13 protein-coding genes are annotated in these 16,158 nt (G+C 69.8%); 12 read left to right on the top strand and 1 reads right to left on the bottom strand.

All coding sequences use genetic code 11. The annotated features are described in order from the left end of the window. Position 1: 1 nt before the first annotated feature. The gene (locus tag FB473_RS10860; protein ID WP_341770139.1) at positions 2-934 is read right to left on the bottom strand and encodes an AAA family ATPase; all 933 of its coding nucleotides are present in this window, start codon (positions 932-934) and stop codon (positions 2-4) included. A gap of 334 nt (positions 935-1,268) precedes the next feature. On the opposite strand from FB473_RS10860, the gene mraZ reads away from it, so the two are divergent. From mraZ to FB473_RS10800, 12 genes are all read left to right on the top strand, one after another. Beyond that, the gene (gene mraZ / locus FB473_RS10855; protein ID WP_167169492.1) at positions 1,269-1,697 is read left to right on the top strand and encodes a division/cell wall cluster transcriptional repressor MraZ; all 429 of its coding nucleotides are present in this window, start codon (positions 1,269-1,271) and stop codon (positions 1,695-1,697) included. 193 nt (positions 1,698-1,890) lie between these two features. Beyond that, positions 1,891-2,961, top strand: a complete 1,071-nt coding sequence (gene rsmH, locus FB473_RS10850) for a 16S rRNA (cytosine(1402)-N(4))-methyltransferase RsmH (RefSeq protein WP_167167369.1) — start codon at positions 1,891-1,893, stop codon at positions 2,959-2,961. After that, on the top strand, positions 2,958-3,491 hold the full coding sequence (gene ftsL, locus FB473_RS10845; protein WP_167167366.1) for a cell division protein FtsL: 534 nt from the start codon (positions 2,958-2,960) through the stop codon (positions 3,489-3,491). The genes rsmH and ftsL overlap by 4 nt, the downstream gene beginning before the upstream one ends. A gap of 86 nt (positions 3,492-3,577) precedes the next feature. Beyond that, positions 3,578-5,395: a penicillin-binding transpeptidase domain-containing protein gene (locus FB473_RS10840; RefSeq protein WP_167169489.1), complete on the top strand. Its 1,818-nt coding sequence runs from the start codon at positions 3,578-3,580 to the stop codon at positions 5,393-5,395. 50 nt (positions 5,396-5,445) lie between these two features. After that, complete coding sequence (locus FB473_RS10835) at positions 5,446-7,050, top strand: UDP-N-acetylmuramoyl-L-alanyl-D-glutamate--2,6-diaminopimelate ligase (protein WP_167169486.1); 1,605 nt, start codon at positions 5,446-5,448, stop codon at positions 7,048-7,050. Between the two features lie 43 nt (positions 7,051-7,093). Beyond that, positions 7,094-8,551 (top strand): UDP-N-acetylmuramoyl-tripeptide--D-alanyl-D-alanine ligase, encoded by a 1,458-nt coding sequence (locus FB473_RS10830; RefSeq protein WP_167167362.1) that lies wholly within the window; start codon positions 7,094-7,096, stop codon positions 8,549-8,551. Further along, positions 8,548-9,618, top strand: coding sequence for a phospho-N-acetylmuramoyl-pentapeptide-transferase (gene mraY, locus FB473_RS10825; RefSeq protein WP_167167359.1), 1,071 nt, complete (start codon positions 8,548-8,550; stop codon positions 9,616-9,618). Before FB473_RS10830 ends, mraY begins: the two co-directional genes overlap by 4 nt. 42 nt (positions 9,619-9,660) lie before the next feature. Next, a complete protein-coding gene (murD, locus tag FB473_RS10820) occupies positions 9,661-11,145 on the top strand; it encodes a UDP-N-acetylmuramoyl-L-alanine--D-glutamate ligase (RefSeq protein ID WP_167167356.1) in 1,485 nt (494 codons plus the stop codon). Between the two features lie 2 nt (positions 11,146-11,147). After that, entirely contained in the window at positions 11,148-12,437 is a 1,290-nt protein-coding gene (locus FB473_RS10815) for a peptidoglycan glycosyltransferase FtsW (RefSeq protein ID WP_341770097.1), read from the top strand. A gap of 145 nt (positions 12,438-12,582) precedes the next feature. Continuing rightward, the gene (gene murG, locus FB473_RS10810; RefSeq protein WP_167167353.1) at positions 12,583-13,710 is read left to right on the top strand and encodes an undecaprenyldiphospho-muramoylpentapeptide beta-N-acetylglucosaminyltransferase; all 1,128 of its coding nucleotides are present in this window, start codon (positions 12,583-12,585) and stop codon (positions 13,708-13,710) included. Next, positions 13,707-15,155 (top strand): UDP-N-acetylmuramate--L-alanine ligase, encoded by a 1,449-nt coding sequence (gene murC, locus FB473_RS10805; RefSeq protein ID WP_167167350.1) that lies wholly within the window; start codon positions 13,707-13,709, stop codon positions 15,153-15,155. The genes murG and murC overlap by 4 nt, the downstream gene beginning before the upstream one ends. After that, positions 15,155-15,901 (top strand): cell division protein FtsQ/DivIB, encoded by a 747-nt coding sequence (locus tag FB473_RS10800; protein ID WP_167167347.1) that lies wholly within the window; start codon positions 15,155-15,157, stop codon positions 15,899-15,901. Before murC ends, FB473_RS10800 begins: the two co-directional genes overlap by 1 nt. Positions 15,902-16,158 lie beyond the last annotated feature (257 nt).

The raw sequence follows: 16,158 nt of genomic DNA, 5'->3' as shown, positions 1-16,158 counted from the left end.
GTCACCGCCCCGTCGGAACCGCGACCGTCTTCGATGCCGCGGTGACGACGTCTCCGGCGCGGCGTCCGGCCATGCGCGCCTGCGAGGTGAGCAGCACCCGGTGGGCCAGCACCGGCCCCTGCAGGGCCTGGACGTCATCGGGTATCACGTAGTCACGGCCCTGCATCGCGGCGTGGACGCGCACGGCCCGCAACAACTGCAGGCCGGCACGGGGTGAGGCGCCGAGCTTGAGGTCGGGGTGGTCGCGGGTCGCTGCGACGATGTCGACGATGTACTCCTTCACTGCGGCCGACACGTAGACGTCGCGCAGGCTCTGGGCGACGTGCACGATCGTCGCCCCGTTGGTGACCGGACGAAGGCTGGACAGCGGGTTCTGGGTGCCGTGCGAGTCGAGCATCTCCAGCTCCGCCCCGCGGGTGGGGTAGCCCATCTCGATGCGTGCCATGAACCGGTCGCGCTGAGCCTCGGGCAGGGGATAGGTGCCCTCCATCTCGATGGGGTTCTGGGTGGCCACGACCATGAACGGGGGCTCCAGATGGTGGGTGACGCCGTCGACGCTCACCTGGCGCTCCTCCATGGCCTCCAGCAGCGCCGACTGGGTCTTGGGTGAGGCACGGTTGATCTCGTCACCGACGACGATGTTGGCGAACACCCCGCCGGGCTTGAACTCGAAGTCGTGCGTCTCCTGGTTGAACACCGACACGCCGGTGATGTCGGAGGGCAGCAGATCGGGCGTGAACTGGATCCGGCGGACAGTGCAGTCGATCGAGCGGCCGAGTGCCTTGGCCAGCATCGTCTTGCCGACGCCCGGGACGTCCTCGACGAGCAGGTGGCCGCCGGCGAGCAGCACGAGGACGGCCAGGTCGATCTGCTCCTGTTTGCCCTCGATCACACGGCCGATCGCGGCCTGCATGGCTCGCGTCGTCCTGGTCACCAGGTCGAGGTCGAGCCGGTCGGGCATGCGTCGCTGGGCATCCACGAGATTGGGCCCCCATCCATCGGCCGTCCGGTAAGTGCCTCCTCATCCTATCGACGCTCCATAACCCCGGCGGGGGCGGAACGCGGGCGCGTCGTCCCGAACCCTCCCGGGGACAAACCCTCAACCCGCGGTTCAGGCGATTCCTGATCGGACACGCCGCGCCGACTCGTCCGGTTCGTTGAAAACGTGCCGAATCGCTGTCGTTATGGGCTTGAAGTGGAGGGATGTGGAGTAAAGTGGCGACAAGTGGAGGACATGACCTTTCGAGAGGAGTGAGGGGGTGGTGCCGGTGTTCCTCGGCACTCACACGCCCAAGCTCGACGAGAAGGGTCGGTTCTTCCTCCCTGCGAAGTTCCGGGACGATCTTGGCGAGGGGTTGGTCATGACCAGGGGGCAGGACCGCTGCCTGGCGATCTACCCGATGGCCACGTTCGTCGCCATGACCCAGCAGGTGGCGTCCGCGCCGACAACGGTCAAGCAGGTCCGCGACTTCCAGCGCATGCTGGCGGCCTCGGCCAGCGATGAGGTTCCTGACAAGCAGGGCCGGGTCAACATCCCGCCTGCGCTCCGTGCATATGCGGGGCTGGAGAGCCAGATCGTCGTCGTGGGTGCCATCAACCGGGTCGAGGTGTGGAACCCGCAGACATGGGAGGACTACTCCACGGCACAGGAGGAGGCCTTCGCCGAACTGAACGAGGACATCTTCCCGATCGCCTGATCGGGACGTGTCCCCAGCGGTTCGCGAGACCTCGCCGCTGCGCCGTCCGGCTTCAACCCGGGCCCACAGCTCCCTGGCACACCTTCCCCGGTGCCAGGTGGCATCTTCCCGCACGGGGGCTTCGCCCCTGGTGGGTCCGGGTTGGGACCAGTCGGCACAGCGGCATGAGTGTGACCCAGCGGAAGGGGGGACGATGGGCACCTATCGGCAGACAGGGCGTCCGCGGTGCGTCGAGGACGCCCGGGGCTCGTCGCGCGCGCTCCCCGCATTCGCCGCCGACGCCTCCGGCACCTCCCTGCACATCCCGGTGATGCGTGAGCGCATCGTCGAGATCCTCACCCCGGCGCTCGAGGCCCCGGGCGCGGTAGTGGTCGACTGCACCCTCGGCATGGCCGGGCACGCCTCCGCCGTCCTCGCCGCGAACCCGCAGGCCCGGCTCGTGGGCATCGACCGTGACGCCGACGCGCTCGCCGTCGCCGAACAGACCCTGTCACGCCGGTTCGCCGGGCGATTCGACCTCGTCCGCGCGCGGTTCGACGAGATCGACGACGTGCTGGACGACCTGGGCGTGCGGCAGGTGCAGGCCGTGCTCGCCGATCTCGGGCTGTCCAGCCTGCAGATCGATCGACGGGAGCGCGGCTTCGCCTACGCGGTGGACGCCCCGCTCGACATGCGCATGGACGTCCGGTCGGGACGCACGGCCGCCGACGTGCTCAACACCTATTCCAAAGGTGACCTCGTGCGCGTCCTGCGCGCCTACGGCGAGGAGCCGAACGCGGTGCGGATCGCCCGGGCGATCGTGACGCAGCGCGAGCGCGAGCCGTTCGAACGGTCGGCCCGTCTGGTGGAGACCATCGACCAGGCCCTGCCGGCCGCCGTCCGTCACAGCGGCGGGCACCCGGCCAAGCGCACCTTCCAGGCCCTCCGCATCGAGGTGAACGGCGAGCTGGACGCGCTGGCAGGCCTGCTGCCCGCGGCCCTCGACCGGCTGTCGGTCGGCGGCCGGATGGCCGTGCTCGCGTACCACTCGCTCGAGGACCGGATGGTCAAGCAGACGTTCGCGGTCGCGATCTCCGATGCCGCCCCGCCACGGCTGCCCGTGGTTCCCGATGATCTCAAGGCGCGGTTCGCGTCCCTCACCAAGGGAGCGGAGAAGCCGCATCCCACCGAGGTCGCGTCCAACCCGAGGGCGGCGTCCGCGCGGCTGCGCGCCGTCCGGAGGATCCGGCCCGGCACCGTACCGACACCCGAGGAGCACCGATGAGCGCACTTCAGGCCCCTGTCGGCGTCCCCGAACCGAGGCCGGCCCGCACGACGCTGCGCGCGGTGAGCACCAGCAGGCAGCCCATCGCACGCCTGCCGTTCGTACTCATCGTCGCCCTGTTGCTCGGCAGCGGGATGATCGGCGTCCTGCTGCTGTCGACCACCATCCAGGCGCAATCCAGCGAGTTGAGCGATCTGCAGAGCCAGGAGGCCGATCTGCGGTATCAAGAGGCCGCGCTGGCGGCCCAGGTGCAGGATCTGCGGTCGAGTTCGCGGCTCGCCCAGAGCGCCTGGGAGCTCGGCATGCGCCCGAATCCGAACCCTGCCTTCATCCAGATGCCGGACGGTCAGGTGACCGGTGATCCCACGCCCGTGGAGGGCGACGAGCTGACCGGCATGGATCCGGTCGTTGTGCCGGAGACCCCGGTGGTGTCGGTGTTGCCCGCCGTCGACGACACGGCCGGCGGGGACGCGGCGGCATCCGGGACGGACACCACGGCGTCGAGTCCACCGGACGAAGGGCAGGGATGATGGCGACCTCCCGGAACTCCCACCGGTCCTCCTCGTCCAGCCATGTGCGGGGCGGGCGGGGCACCGTGCGCCGCCGTGGCCTGCCGATCGCCTCCAGCGAGCGGCGGATCACGGTCTTCTTCATCTTCATGGCGTTCGTCGTGAGCATCGCGTCGGGCCGGGCCGTGCTGCTCCAGGGCATCGATGCGGACGCGAACGCGCAGGCCGCGGCGGAGGCGCTGACCCGTACCCAGACGCTGGAGGCCGATCGCGGCCTGATCCTCGACCGCAACGGGGAGGTGCTGGCCGAGACCCAGCCCGCGTTCATGGTCATCGCCGACCCCTGGTCGATCGCCACCAACGGCACGCAGGACACGAGCACGATGGACGACGACGACCGGGTGGCGGCCGCGCAGGCCCCGGACGCGATCGCGGCCATCCTCGTGCGCTACCTCGGTGGCAGCAAGTCCGACTACCTGCCGAAGCTGGAGGCCTCTCACAACGACGACGGCACCGCCAACCAGTACGAGGTGCTCGCCCGCAAGGTGTCCGCGGCGGTCTACCAGCAACTGTCCGCCGAATTGGAGGACGCGGGCTGGTACGGCATCTACGCGCAGGTCGACCCCGTCCGGTACTACCCGAACGGGACGCTGGCCTCGAACGTCGTCGGGTTCGTCAACTCGGAGGGCGACGGTGCGGGCGGCCTGGAGTACAGCCAGGACGAGAACCTGCGTGGCGTCGACGGGACGCAGACCTATCAGACGTCCCGGTACGGGACGATCCCGCTCGGCGACACCACGCTCGTCGAGCCGGTGGACGGGGCGACCTACACGCTGACCATCGACTCCGAACTGCAGTGGATGGTGCAGAACGAGTTGACCAACGCCGTCGCGGACGCGCAGGCCAAGAGCGGCACAGCGATCGTGATGGCCGTGGACACCGGCGAGATACTGGCCATGGCCAACGTCCCGACGTTCGACTCCAACGACGTCAGCGACGCGAGCGCGGACGACCTGGGCAACCGCGCGGTCACCGACGCCTACGAGCCGGGTTCGGTACAGAAGGTGCTCACCATGGCCGCCCTGCTGGACGCCGGGCTCATCACCCCCGACACCCCCGTGGAGGTACCCAGCCAGATCTCGTCGGGTGACCGGGCCATCAGCGACGCGTGGACGCACGGCACCTTGTACCTGACCGCCCGGGGTGTGCTGGCGCAGTCGTCCAACATCGGCACGGTCGAGCTGGCACGCCAGATGGACAAGCAGACCATGGTCGACTACCTGTCGTCCTTCGGGCTCGGCAACTCCACCGGCATCGAGCTCCCGGGCGAGACCGAGGGGTCGCTGGGCATCCTGCCGGACGCCGACATGGCCGACTACACCCGCGATCAGATCGCCTTCGGTCAGGGCCTGTCGGTGACCGCCGTACAGGAGGCGGCCGCACTCGCAGCCGTCGTCAACGGCGGGGTCTACCACGCGCCCACCATCGTCTCGTCCGCGGTCACCTCGTCGGGCGACCAGATCACGGTCGAGCACTCGGAGGCCCGCCGGGTCATCAGCGCCGAGGCGTCGGAGGCGATCGTCAACATGATGGAGGCGAGCGTCGCGTCCCCCGAGATGACCACCGCTGACTCGACGACGATTCCCGGGTATCGGATGGCCGGCAAGTCCGGAACGGCCCAGAAGGCGGGCGAGTACGGCAACTACGACGGGGGCTACACCGGCTCGTACGTCGCGGTCGCCCCGGCCGACGATCCCCAGTTGCTGGTCTACGTCGTAATCGACGAACCGACGAATGGGTACTACGGTGGCGTGGTGGCTTTCCCCTCTGCCCGCGAGATCATGATGCAGGCGCTTCCGCGGTACGGTATCGCGCCGTCCAGCAGCGTCCCCGAGTACACCGACCCCTTGACATATCAGCCGTGACGAGCGAGAACACCGAGCCCGAGGCATCCGAGCGGAGCGACACGGGGAGTATGGGGCATCAAGCCGGGATCGTCGATCCAAGAGCCGTCCTGCGTCCACGCCATGTGACCGCGCAGTCGTTGTCCGCCCTGCTCTCCGGGCTCGGGGCCCGGCTGTCGGGTGACGACGTCCTCGTGTCGGGGGTGACCCTCGACTCCCGGGTCGTCGTGCCCGGCGACCTCTACGTGGCTCTGCCGGGCGCCCATCATCACGGTGCGGAGTTCGCCGCCACGGCTGCGGGGGAAGGCGCCGTGGCGGTGCTCACGGACGAGGACGGTGAGGCTCCCGCACGTGCCGCGGGCCTGTCCGTGGCCGTCGTGGACCAGCCGCGCGAGGTGATGGCCGAGGTCTCCGCGCGCTGCTACGGCCGGCCGACCCGTTCCATGACCTGCTTCGGGGTCACCGGGACGAACGGCAAGTCGACCACCGTCCTCATGCTCGCGGCTGCCCTGCGAGCCGTCGGACGGCACGTCGGCAGCATCGGCACCCTCGGCTTCTACGTGGACGGGGCGCCCCTCCAGGCGACCAGGACGACCGTCACCACCCCCGAGGCCCCCGACCTGCAGGCGACGCTGGCCGTCATGGCCGAGGCGGGCGCCGACGCGATGGCCATGGAGGTCAGTTCGCACGCGCTCGCGCTGCACCGGGTGGACGGGGTCGAGTTCGACGTGGTCGGGTTCACGAACCTGGGGCGTGACCATCTCGACTTCCATCACACGATGGAGTCCTACTTCGAGGCCAAAGCCCGGCTGTTCACTCCCGAGCGTGCCCGGCGTGCGGTGATCAACGCGGACGATCCCGCCGGACGCCGGCTGGTCGAGCAGGCCCACAGGCTCGGGTTGCAGGTGCGGACGGTCGGATTCGGTGAGGACGCCGACTACCGCATCGCCGGTTGGCGCCCGTCCGGTCTGGGTGCGGAGTTCGACCTGGTGCACGACGGGATCAGCACGGCGGCCCGCATCGCGTTGCCCGGCGAGTACAACGTGCGGAATGCTGCTTGCGCCCTGGCCCTGCTCATAGAGGCGGGGGTCGATCCCGAGGCCGCGCTGCCCGGGCTGGCGACCGCGGTCATCCCGGGGCGGATGCAGCCGGTGGTGCTGGGTGGATGCTGCGCCCCGCGCGTCTACGTCGACTTCGCGCACACACCGCAGGCCGTCGCCTCGGCACTGGAGGCGCTCAACCACCCCGACGCCCTGGGGCTCGGCCGCCTCATCGCGGTGCTGGGCGCCGGTGGCGACCGGGACGCGGAGAAACGGGCGCCGATGGGGCGGGCGGCGGTGCTCGGCGCCGACGTCGTCGTCGTGACCGACGACAACCCCAGATCGGAGGATCCGGCGTCCATCCGGCAGATGGTGCTGGCGGGCGCCCGGGAGACGATCGAGGACGCTGAGCCCGGGAGCAGGCTCGCCTCGGTGGAGGCGATCGACGGCGGCGACAGACGGTCGGCGATCCGGGAGGCGCTCCGGTTGGCCCGGCCGGGTGACTGCGTCGCCATCCTCGGGAAGGGCCACGAGCGCACCCAGCAGCTTGCCGACGAGACGATCGAGTTCGACGACGTCGCCGTCGCCGCCGAGCAATGGCGGGCGCTGCACGACCCCCAGGAGGCGCCGCAGTGAGCGCCGGGCAGGCGAACTCGGCGACAACCATGGGAGGACAAGGATGAACACGCGCACGATTGCCGGGCTGGCCGACCTCGTAGAGGCCGGTGGGACGGAGGTGCGCATCGTCGGCGATCGCGGAGTGGTCGTCGGGCCCGATGTCGTCCACGACAGCCGCGCGACGACGTCCGGGGCGCTGTTCGTCGCTCTGCCCGGGGAAAAGGTCGACGGGCACGACTACGTGGCCGACGCCGCCGGTCGCGGCGCGGCCGCTGCCCTGGTCGGACGCGAGGTCGCCGGGGTGAGCCTGCCCCAGTTGGTCGTGGGTGATCCCCTGGCGGGTCTGACCAGCCTGGCGCGGTCGCTGGTGGCCGAGGCGCGGGCGAACGGCCTGGTGGCCTTCGGCATCACGGGCAGTTCGGGCAAGACGAGCACCAAGGACCTGCTCGCCCAGGTGCTGGACGAGCAGGGGCCCACGGTCAGCCCGGTCGGCTCGTTCAACAACGAGCTCGGCACCCCGCTGACCGCGTGCAAGGTCGATGCCACCACGAAGTATCTCCTGAGCGAGATGGGCGCCCGGGCGAAGGGCGACGTGGCACATCTGTGCTCGATCGTGCGGCCCGACGTGGGCATCGTCGTGAACATCGGCACCGCCCACCTGGGGCAGTTCGGCAGCCGCGAGGCCATCGCCGAGGCCAAGGGGGAGATGGTCGAGGCACTGGGCCCTGATGGCTGGGCGGTGCTCAACGCCGATGATCCGCTCGTGGACGCCATGTCGTCCCGGACGACGGCTCGCATCGCGCGGTTCACGACCACCGACGGCTCCCACCCCCGGGCCGACCTCGTCGTGCGCGCCAGTGGCCTCGTCCCGGACGATCTCGATCGTTTCGGTTTCGAGCTGTCCGCCACCACCTCCGACGGCCGGACGGAATCGGCTCGGGTACGGCTCCAGGTGATCGGTGAACACCAGGTTGCGAACGCGGCCGCGGCCGCGGCCGCGGCTGTCGCGGCGGGCGTCCCCCTCACCAGGGTTGCCCAGGGCCTGTCAGGTGCGGGGCGCCGCTCGCCCATGCGGATGGAACTGCACGAGCTGGCCGACGGCCGAGCCGTCATCAACGACGCCTACAACGCGAACCCCGACTCGATGGCGGCCGCGCTCCGCGCGCTGGCGGTGATCGGGCGGCGGCGCCGCGGTCGGGCGGGCGCGCATCCCGGACGCACGATCGCCGTGCTGGGCGACATGCTGGAACTCGGCCCCTCCGCGCCGCAGCTGCACCGGTCGATGGGGTCGCTGGCCGCCGAACTCGGCATCGACCGGGTGATCGCCATCGGCGATTTCGCCGCCGACATCGCGGCGGGTGCCGTGGCCGGCGGCACGCGGGCCGACGTATGTTCGGCCGACAACGCCATCAGCACATTAGAGTTGCTGCCCGGAGATGTCGTTCTGGTGAAGGCCAGCCGTGGGCTTCGGCTCGACGCGGTGGCCGACCGGTTGATCGCTGGGGAGGAGTCGCGGTGAAGCTGATCATCGCTGCTGGCGTGCTGGCCCTTGTGACCACACTCATCGGCACTCGGCTGTTCATCGGTTTCCTGGTGCGCCGGGGCTACGGCCAGTTCGTCCGCGACGACGGGCCGACCACACACAAGTCCAAGCGGGGTACCCCCACGATGGGCGGGGCGGTGATCATCGCCGCGGTGGTGGTGGCCTACGGGCTCGCGCACCTGATCATGTGGGACACACCTTCCTATTCGGGGCTGCTCCTGCTCGCGTTGCTGGTGGCCACCGGACTGCTCGGCTTCGCCGACGACTGGACGAAGATCAGCAATCAGCGTTCCCTGGGGTTGACCAGCCGCGGCAAGCTCATCGGCCAGATCCTCATCGGCCTGGCGTTCGCGGCGGCATCGCTGGCGATGCCGAACCCCTACGGCGAGACGCCGGCGTCACGATCCATCTCGTTCACCCGCGACATCGACTGGCTGCGGCTGCCCGTCGTGCTGGCGGTGGTGTGGATGACCTTCCTGATCATCGCCTCCTCCAACGCGGTGAACCTCACCGACGGGCTCGACGGCCTGGCGACCGGCTCGTTGTGCATGGTGTTCGCCGCGTACACGCTGATCTCGATCTGGCAGCGCAACCAGTGGTGCCGCCCCGGGTCGACGGCGGGGCCGATGTGCTACGCGGTGCGCGACCCGTGGGACCTGTCGGTGGTGGCGGCCTCGCTGGCGGCCGCCTGTTTCGGTTTCCTGTGGTGGAACGCGAAGCCCGCGAAGATCTTCCTCGGTGACACAGGCTCGCTGTCGTTGGGCGCGGTCGTCGGTGGGCTCGCGATCTTCACCCGCACGGAGATACTGCTCGTCGTCCTCGGGCTGCTCTTCGTGGTCGAGACCGCTTCCGTGATGATCCAGGTGAGCTACTTCAAGCTCACCCACGGCAAGCGCGTGTTCAAGATGGCCCCTCTCCACCACCACTTCGAGCTTCTGGGCTGGGACGAGGTCACCGTCGTCATCAGGCTGTGGATCGTCTGCGGAGCCGCTGTGGTGACGGGTCTGTCGCTCTTCTACGCCCAGTGGGTCCTCGGCCAGTAGGCCGCGTGGTCCTCGTACTCCGATGCTTCCGGGAGGTCCCTCATGACCAACCAACTCGACTGGCTCACGACGGCCGACCGTCGCTCGCCCTGGCAGCGGGCGCGCGTCGTGGTCGCCGGCCTGGGCACATCCGGCTTCACGGCGGCGGACGCGCTGCTCGAGCTCGGCGCCGACGTCCTCGTCCTCGATGACGCCGAGAACGACCTGAACCGTGACAAGGGCACTCTGCTGGAGCACCTGGACGGCAGGGTGCGGCTCGGCCCCGGGGCGAGCGCCCAGCTGCCCGCAGACGCCGATCTGGTGATCACCTCCCCGGGTTGGCGTCCCGACAACACCCTCCTGGCACAGGCCGCGGCCCGGGGTGTGCCCATTTGGGGCGACGTGGAGCTCGCATGGCGCCTCATGCACCCCGACCGGGTCGTCCCGTGGCTGGGGGTCACCGGGACGAACGGGAAGACCACCACCACGCAGATGCTGGACTCGATGCTGCGGGCCGCGGGCCTGCGCTCGGCGGCGGTCGGCAACATCGGACGCCCGATCATCGAGGCGCTCAACGACGATGTGCCCTATGACGTCTTCGCTGTCGAGCTGTCGAGCTTCCAGTTGCACTGGACCAGTTCGATCGAGTTGCACTCGGCCGCCGTCCTCAACCTGCACCCCGATCACCTGGAGTGGTACGGGCCGTGGCTGGGCGGAGCGGACGAGGCGATGCGCGGCTACCGGGACGACAAGGCGCGGATCTACCACATGGTGCGGCATTCGTGCGTCTACAACGTCGCCGAGCCCCAGACCGAGCACATGGTCGAGGAGGCCGAGGTGGTCGAGGGTGCCCGGGCCATCGGGTTCACCCTGGAGATCCCGGCGGTCAGCATGCTGGGGGTGGTCGACGACCTGCTGGTCGACCGGGCCTTCGTCCCGCAGCGCAGGGACTCGGCTCTTCCGCTCGCCAGCGTGTCCGATGTACAACCGAACGCGCCGCACAACATCGAGAATGCGCTTGCCGCAGCGGCACTGGCACGCAGCTTCGGCGTCCCGGCGGGGGCTGTCGCGGCCGGGCTGCGCACCCTTCATCTCGGTGGCCATCGAATCCAGACCGTCGCGCAGACCGGGGGAGTGAGGTGGGTGGACGACTCCAAGGCCACCAATCCTCACGCCGCGAACGCGTCCATGCGCGCCTTCGACTCGATCGTGTGGATCGCGGGTGGCCAGACCAAGGGGACGACGTTCGACGACCTGGTCACGACCCATGCGGGGCGGCTCCGGGCCGCCGTGCTGCTGGGTGTCGACCGTGCGGTGATCGCCGAGGCACTCGCGCGACACGCGCCCCAGGTGCCCGTGGTCGTCATCGACCGGCCTGACACTGGAGCCATGGCCGAGGCGGTGGAAGCCGCGGCCAGGTTCGCGCGACCGGGCGACACGGTGCTCCTCGCACCCGGCAGCGCGAGCAGGGACATGTGGACCGGCTACGACGCGCGGGGCGACGACTTCGCTGCGGCCGTGAAGGCGGTACAGCGGAAGGAGGGATGAACGTGAGTGTCTCCGACATCCGGCGTCCGCGCCGGACGTCCCGTCGCCGCAGTCTGCTCGACACCGGGCTGTCCCGGTTCGGTGCCGGCGGTGAGGGGACGATAGCTCGTGCCCTGTCGCATCCGCTGTCCGACTACTACCTCGTGCTGGTGTCGACCGCGCTTCTCGCGGGACTGGGCGTGCTGATGGTGCTGTCCGCGTCCTCGGTGTGGTCGGCCATCAACTACAGCGGCGACTCCTACTACTACCTCGTGCGGCAGGTCGTCTTCCTTCTGATCGGCCTGCCCGCGGTGTGGTGGCTGTCACGGCGTCACGCGACGGTGCTGGCGGTGCTGGGATGGCTCGGCATGATCGGCAGCATCATCCTGCTCGCCCTCGTGTTCACCGGTATGGGCGTCGAGGAGTACGGCAACAGGGCCTGGCTGAGCCTGGGGCCGATCGGCACCATCCAGCCGTCGGAGTTCGCTAAGGTGTCGCTCGTCCTGTGGTCGGCCTCCGTGCTCGCGAACCGGACGAAGACCCTGTCGGAGCCGAAGCGGCTCCTCTTCCCGTTCCTCATCGGTTTCGGGATCGTCGAGGGCCTCGTCGCGATGCAGCACGACCTGGGCACCGCCCTGATCATCGGCATGATCATGTTCGCCATGCTGTGGTTCGTGGGGGCACCGTTCCGGGTCATGATCCTGCTGGGTCTGGCTGTGGCGGCGGTGGTCGCCGCGATGGTCGTCACCGACCCCGAGCGGATGAGCCGCATCTTCAGCTTCCTCGGTCGCAGCGAGGCCGCGTCCGACCAGCCGACGAACGCGATCTACGCGCTGGCCTCCGGGGGCTGGTGGGGTGAGGGACTCGGCCGATCCCGGCAGAAGTGGGGCGGTCTGTACAACGGCGCTCAGACCGACTACGTGTTTGCGGTGCTCGGTGAGGAGATGGGCCTTTTCGGCGCGCTGACCGTGTTGCTCCTCTTCTTCGTCCTGGGCTTCGCGGGCCTGCGGATCGCCGCGCGCTCGTCCAGCATGTTCCTGCGTTACGCGACGGCCGGGATGACTGCCTGGATCGTCATCCAGGCGATGGTCAACATCTTCGTCGTCATGCGGATGCTGCCCGTCGTGGGTGTGCCCCTGCCGTTCATCAGCCAGGGCGGTTCGGCGCTGCTGGCGAACCTTCTCGCTGTGGGTGTCATGCTGAGCGCTGCCAGACAGGAGCCGGAGGCCGCCAAGCTGCTGGCGGGTGGTCGGCAGTCCCGCCAGCCCCGCATGACCAGCGTGGTCGATGTTCCGAGGGGCCCGTCCGAGTGAGGATCCGGCACCACTTCCCGGTGGTCCTCCACCCCGTTCGAGGGGTCCGGCGGTGGCTGGGGACGGGCATGACAGACTTGACGGCGGAAATAGTGGGCGCCGGTAGCGCGCGCCCTGGTGCACGGAGAGGATCGGGAGCGCACAGATGGTGAGTGTCGTGCTGGCCGGGGGAGGGACTGCGGGGCACACCTCACCGCTCATTGCGACGGCCGAGGCCCTCAGCGCCGCCGATCCGGGTGTGTCCATCACGTGCGTGGGCACCCCGCGCGGCCTTGAGACCCGGGTCGTCCCGGAGGCGGGGCTGCGCCTCGAACTGGTGCCCGCGGTTCCCCTTCCCCGCAAACTCACCCCGGACCTGCTGAAGGTGCCGTTCCGGTTGCGCGGCGCGGTCCGGGCGGCGCGCCGGATACTCACCGAGACCGATGCCGACGTCGTCGTCGGGTTCGGGGGCTACGCCGCGATGCCGGTCTATCTCGCGGCGCGCGCCCTGCACGTTCCCGTGGTCATCCACGAGCAGAACGTGCTCCCCGGCCTGGCCAACAAGGTGGCGGCGCGGTTCGCCGTCGCCGTCCTCACGTCCTTCCCGAACTCGACGCTGCGGGGTGGGACGTTCGTCGGGCTGCCGGTGCGCAGCGCGATCGCGACGCTGGCGAGCGAGGGCCGCCAGAAGCGCTCCCGCTCCGCCAGGGAGCAGTTCGGCCTGGATCCCGATCTGCCGGTGGTGCTGGTCAGCGGCGGCTCCCAGGGCGCCCGGAGCCTGAACAACGCGACCGTCGACGCCGCCGACCGACTGCTGGCCGCAGGCGTCCAGGTGCTGCACGTCTGGGGACCGAAGAACTACCACGACGGCTTGACCGACATCACCGACGAAGCGACGGGCGCGCGCTATCGTCCGGTCGCCTATGTCGACCACATGGAGGACGCCTACGCGGCCGCCGATCTCATGGTCGCGAGGTCGGGCGCGGGCACGGTCGTCGAGACCGCGGTCGTGGGGCTGCCGACGATCCTCGTTCCACTGCCCATCGGCAACGGCGAGCAGGCGCTCAACGCCGCACCCCTCGTGGAAGCCGGTGCGGCGGTGCTCGTCGCCGACGCCGACCTCACCGCCGATCGGCTCGTGGCCGAGATCGTCGAGCGGGCGAACGACCCGGAACGGCTGCGTGAGATGGGGCAGGCCGCTCAGCGGCTCATGCGCCCCGGAGCCGCGGAACGCGTCGCGGCGGCTGTGCTCGGCGCCGCGGATGGCAAGGACAGGCGAGGAGGAACGCTATGACGCTGCGCCACACGGTAGAGGTGATCCCGGCGGACCAGGTGGGATCGGTTCACTTCATCGGCATCGGCGGGGCAGGCATGAGCGGGATCGCCGAGTTCTATCACGCGGTCGGCGTGCGGGTCGGCGGATGCGATCGCAGCGACTCGCCGACCCTGCGCCGGTTGGCGTCCGAGGGGATCGCCACGGCGGTCGGACACGATCCGGGGCACCTGGACGGGGTCGAGACGGTGGTGGTGTCCTCGGCGATCCGTCTCGACAACCCGGAGATCGCCGCCGCGCACGAGCGGGGGCTGCGGATCTGGCATCGCAGCGCGGCCCTCGCGGCCCTCATGATCGACAGGTGTGTGGTGTCGGTGGCAGGCACCCACGGCAAGACCACGACCAGCGCGATGCTGTCGGTGATGCTGGCGGCCGCGGGCGTCGATCCGTCCTTCGTCATCGGCTCGCCGCTGGCCAGCACAGGACACAGCTCGCACCGGGGCGAGGGCCGCGTGTTCGTGGTGGAGGCCGACGAGTCCGACGGGAGCTTCCTGCAGTACCCCACCGAGATCGCGGTGGTCACCAGCGTCGAGCCCGACCACCTGGACAACTGGGGTACTCCACAGCACTACGCGGCCGGTTTCCGCGACTTCGCGACGGGGCCCGGGGTGAAATCGGTGGTCATCAACGCGGACGAACCCGGCGCTCGCCGCTTGGCGGAGGCGCTGCAGAGCCGTGAGGGTGTGCGCGTCCTGACGTACGGCGAGGCCGAGGACGCCGACCTGCGTCTCACCGACCTCGATCTTGAGGGAACCCACGGGCGGGCCACGCTGCGTCTGGGAACCGACACATGGCGCCTGCACCTGCAGGTGCCCGGACGCTACAACCTCGCGAACGCGGCGGCGGCCTTCGGCGTGGGACGCATCCTCGATCTGGACCCCGAGGTGTTGCTCGCGAGCCTCGCGTCCTTCACCGGAACCCTGCGCCGGTTCCAGCTGGTCGGCCAGGTCGCCCTCGCGACCGAGCCGGACCGGCCGGTGCGGATCTACGACGACTACGCGCACCATCCGACCGAGTTGAGGGCCGCCCTGGGTGCGGCACTGCGGGCGCGGGGCACGGGACGACTCGTCGCGTGTTTCCAGCCGCACCTCTACAGCCGGACGCAGGAGTTCTCGGAGGAGTTCGGTTCCGCCCTGTGCCTGGCCGATGTGGCGGTCGTCACCGATATCTACGGCTCCCGGGAGGATCCTGTTCCCGGGGTCACAGGCGCATTGGTCGCGGACGCCGCCGAGCGTCACGCTGAGCCCGGCACCGAGGTTCACTACGTGCCCGACAAGAACGACCTGCCTGCGGCACTGGCCACCCTCGTGCGTCCCGGCGACCTGGTGATGACGCTGGGTGCCGGGGACGTCACGCTCGTCGGCCCGATGCTCGCTCGTCTCCTGGCCGACAGATCGCCGGCTTGATGTCGTCGGCCACACCGACCTCGCCCGGCCCGTCCGGGACGAGAACCGACCTCACGCACCGACTGGGCCTGCGGCGCAAGCAGCGGCGCAGAGCGCAGGCCCGCCTGGTGGCATGGATCGCGGTGGCCGTGGCGTTCGCGGTGGCGCTCGGGTGGCTCATCGGCTTCTCGCACGTGCTCGAGACGCGGGAGGTGAGCGTGGAGGGCAACGAGATCACCTCGACGCAGGAGGTGCTCGACACGGCCCAGGTGCCGATGGGCGTCCCGATGGCACGGCTCGACGTGGAGGCGATCCGGCAACGCGTCCTGAGCCTCGTCGCCGTCGCGGACGTGAAGGTCACCCGCTCGTGGCCGAACACGGTGTCCATCGCGGTCACCGAGCGCACGCTGGTCTTCCAGCGGGTGGCCGACGGCGTGTACCAGTGGGTGGACACGGACGGGCGGGTGTTCAACACCAGCCCCGAGCGGGTTGCGGGCATCATCGCCACGACCACCGGCGACGATCCGTCGATGCTGGGCGACGTGGCCACGGTGGTGGGGGCGCTGCCCGCGGACGTGGCGGCGGGCACCGATCATGTCGAGGCCGATACGATCGACCATATCGTCGTGTTCCTCGCCGACGGTCGGCAAATCGTCTGGGGAAATGCCGACAAATCGTCGGAGAAAGCGGCGCTGCTTCCTACGCTGATGGGCATGGAGGCCACCGTTATCGATGTTTCGGTGCCAAGCCACCCGGCGATTCGGTAGTCGTGCGGGGGCTCGGAACCCGAAAAGCCTCGACCTCAACTTGAGGCTCTGTCGGCGGTTCCTGGGTTGCGGTGGACACCTTGTGGGGGCCGCGGGTAGCGTCTTGCAGGCGCGGAAGGGGTGTCGCAGCGCATTCCGTCGGGTATGCGTGCGTGTGGCCGAAGTGTTCGTGGCGCGCCGATTCCTCATTCATAACCGGGCTTCGGGACTTGCAGCGGGCACAATGGGGACAAGCGGGCGGCCGCGTTCAGACGCGG

The sequence above is a fragment of the Brooklawnia cerclae genome, from assembly GCF_011758645.1.
Taxonomy (GTDB): domain Bacteria; phylum Actinomycetota; class Actinomycetes; order Propionibacteriales; family Propionibacteriaceae; genus Brooklawnia; species Brooklawnia cerclae.
This window is presented reverse-complemented; position numbering and strand designations above follow the sequence as displayed.

Excerpts from the sequence above, each read along its gene's own strand:
- murG (WP_167167353.1), top strand. The coding sequence starts at position 12,583 with ATGGTGAGTGTCGTGCTGGCCGGGGGAGGGACTGCGGGGCACACCTCA.
- ftsL (WP_167167366.1), top strand. The coding sequence starts at position 2,958 with ATGAGCGCACTTCAGGCCCCTGTCGGCGTCCCCGAACCGAGGCCGGCC.
- murC (WP_167167350.1), top strand. The coding sequence starts at position 13,707 with ATGACGCTGCGCCACACGGTAGAGGTGATCCCGGCGGACCAGGTGGGA.
- rsmH (WP_167167369.1), top strand. The coding sequence starts at position 1,891 with ATGGGCACCTATCGGCAGACAGGGCGTCCGCGGTGCGTCGAGGACGCC.
- FB473_RS10830 (WP_167167362.1), top strand. The coding sequence starts at position 7,094 with ATGAACACGCGCACGATTGCCGGGCTGGCCGACCTCGTAGAGGCCGGT.
- murD (WP_167167356.1), top strand. The coding sequence starts at position 9,661 with ATGACCAACCAACTCGACTGGCTCACGACGGCCGACCGTCGCTCGCCC.
- FB473_RS10800 (WP_167167347.1), top strand. The coding sequence starts at position 15,155 with ATGTCGTCGGCCACACCGACCTCGCCCGGCCCGTCCGGGACGAGAACC.
- FB473_RS10835 (WP_167169486.1), top strand. The coding sequence starts at position 5,446 with ATGGGGCATCAAGCCGGGATCGTCGATCCAAGAGCCGTCCTGCGTCCA.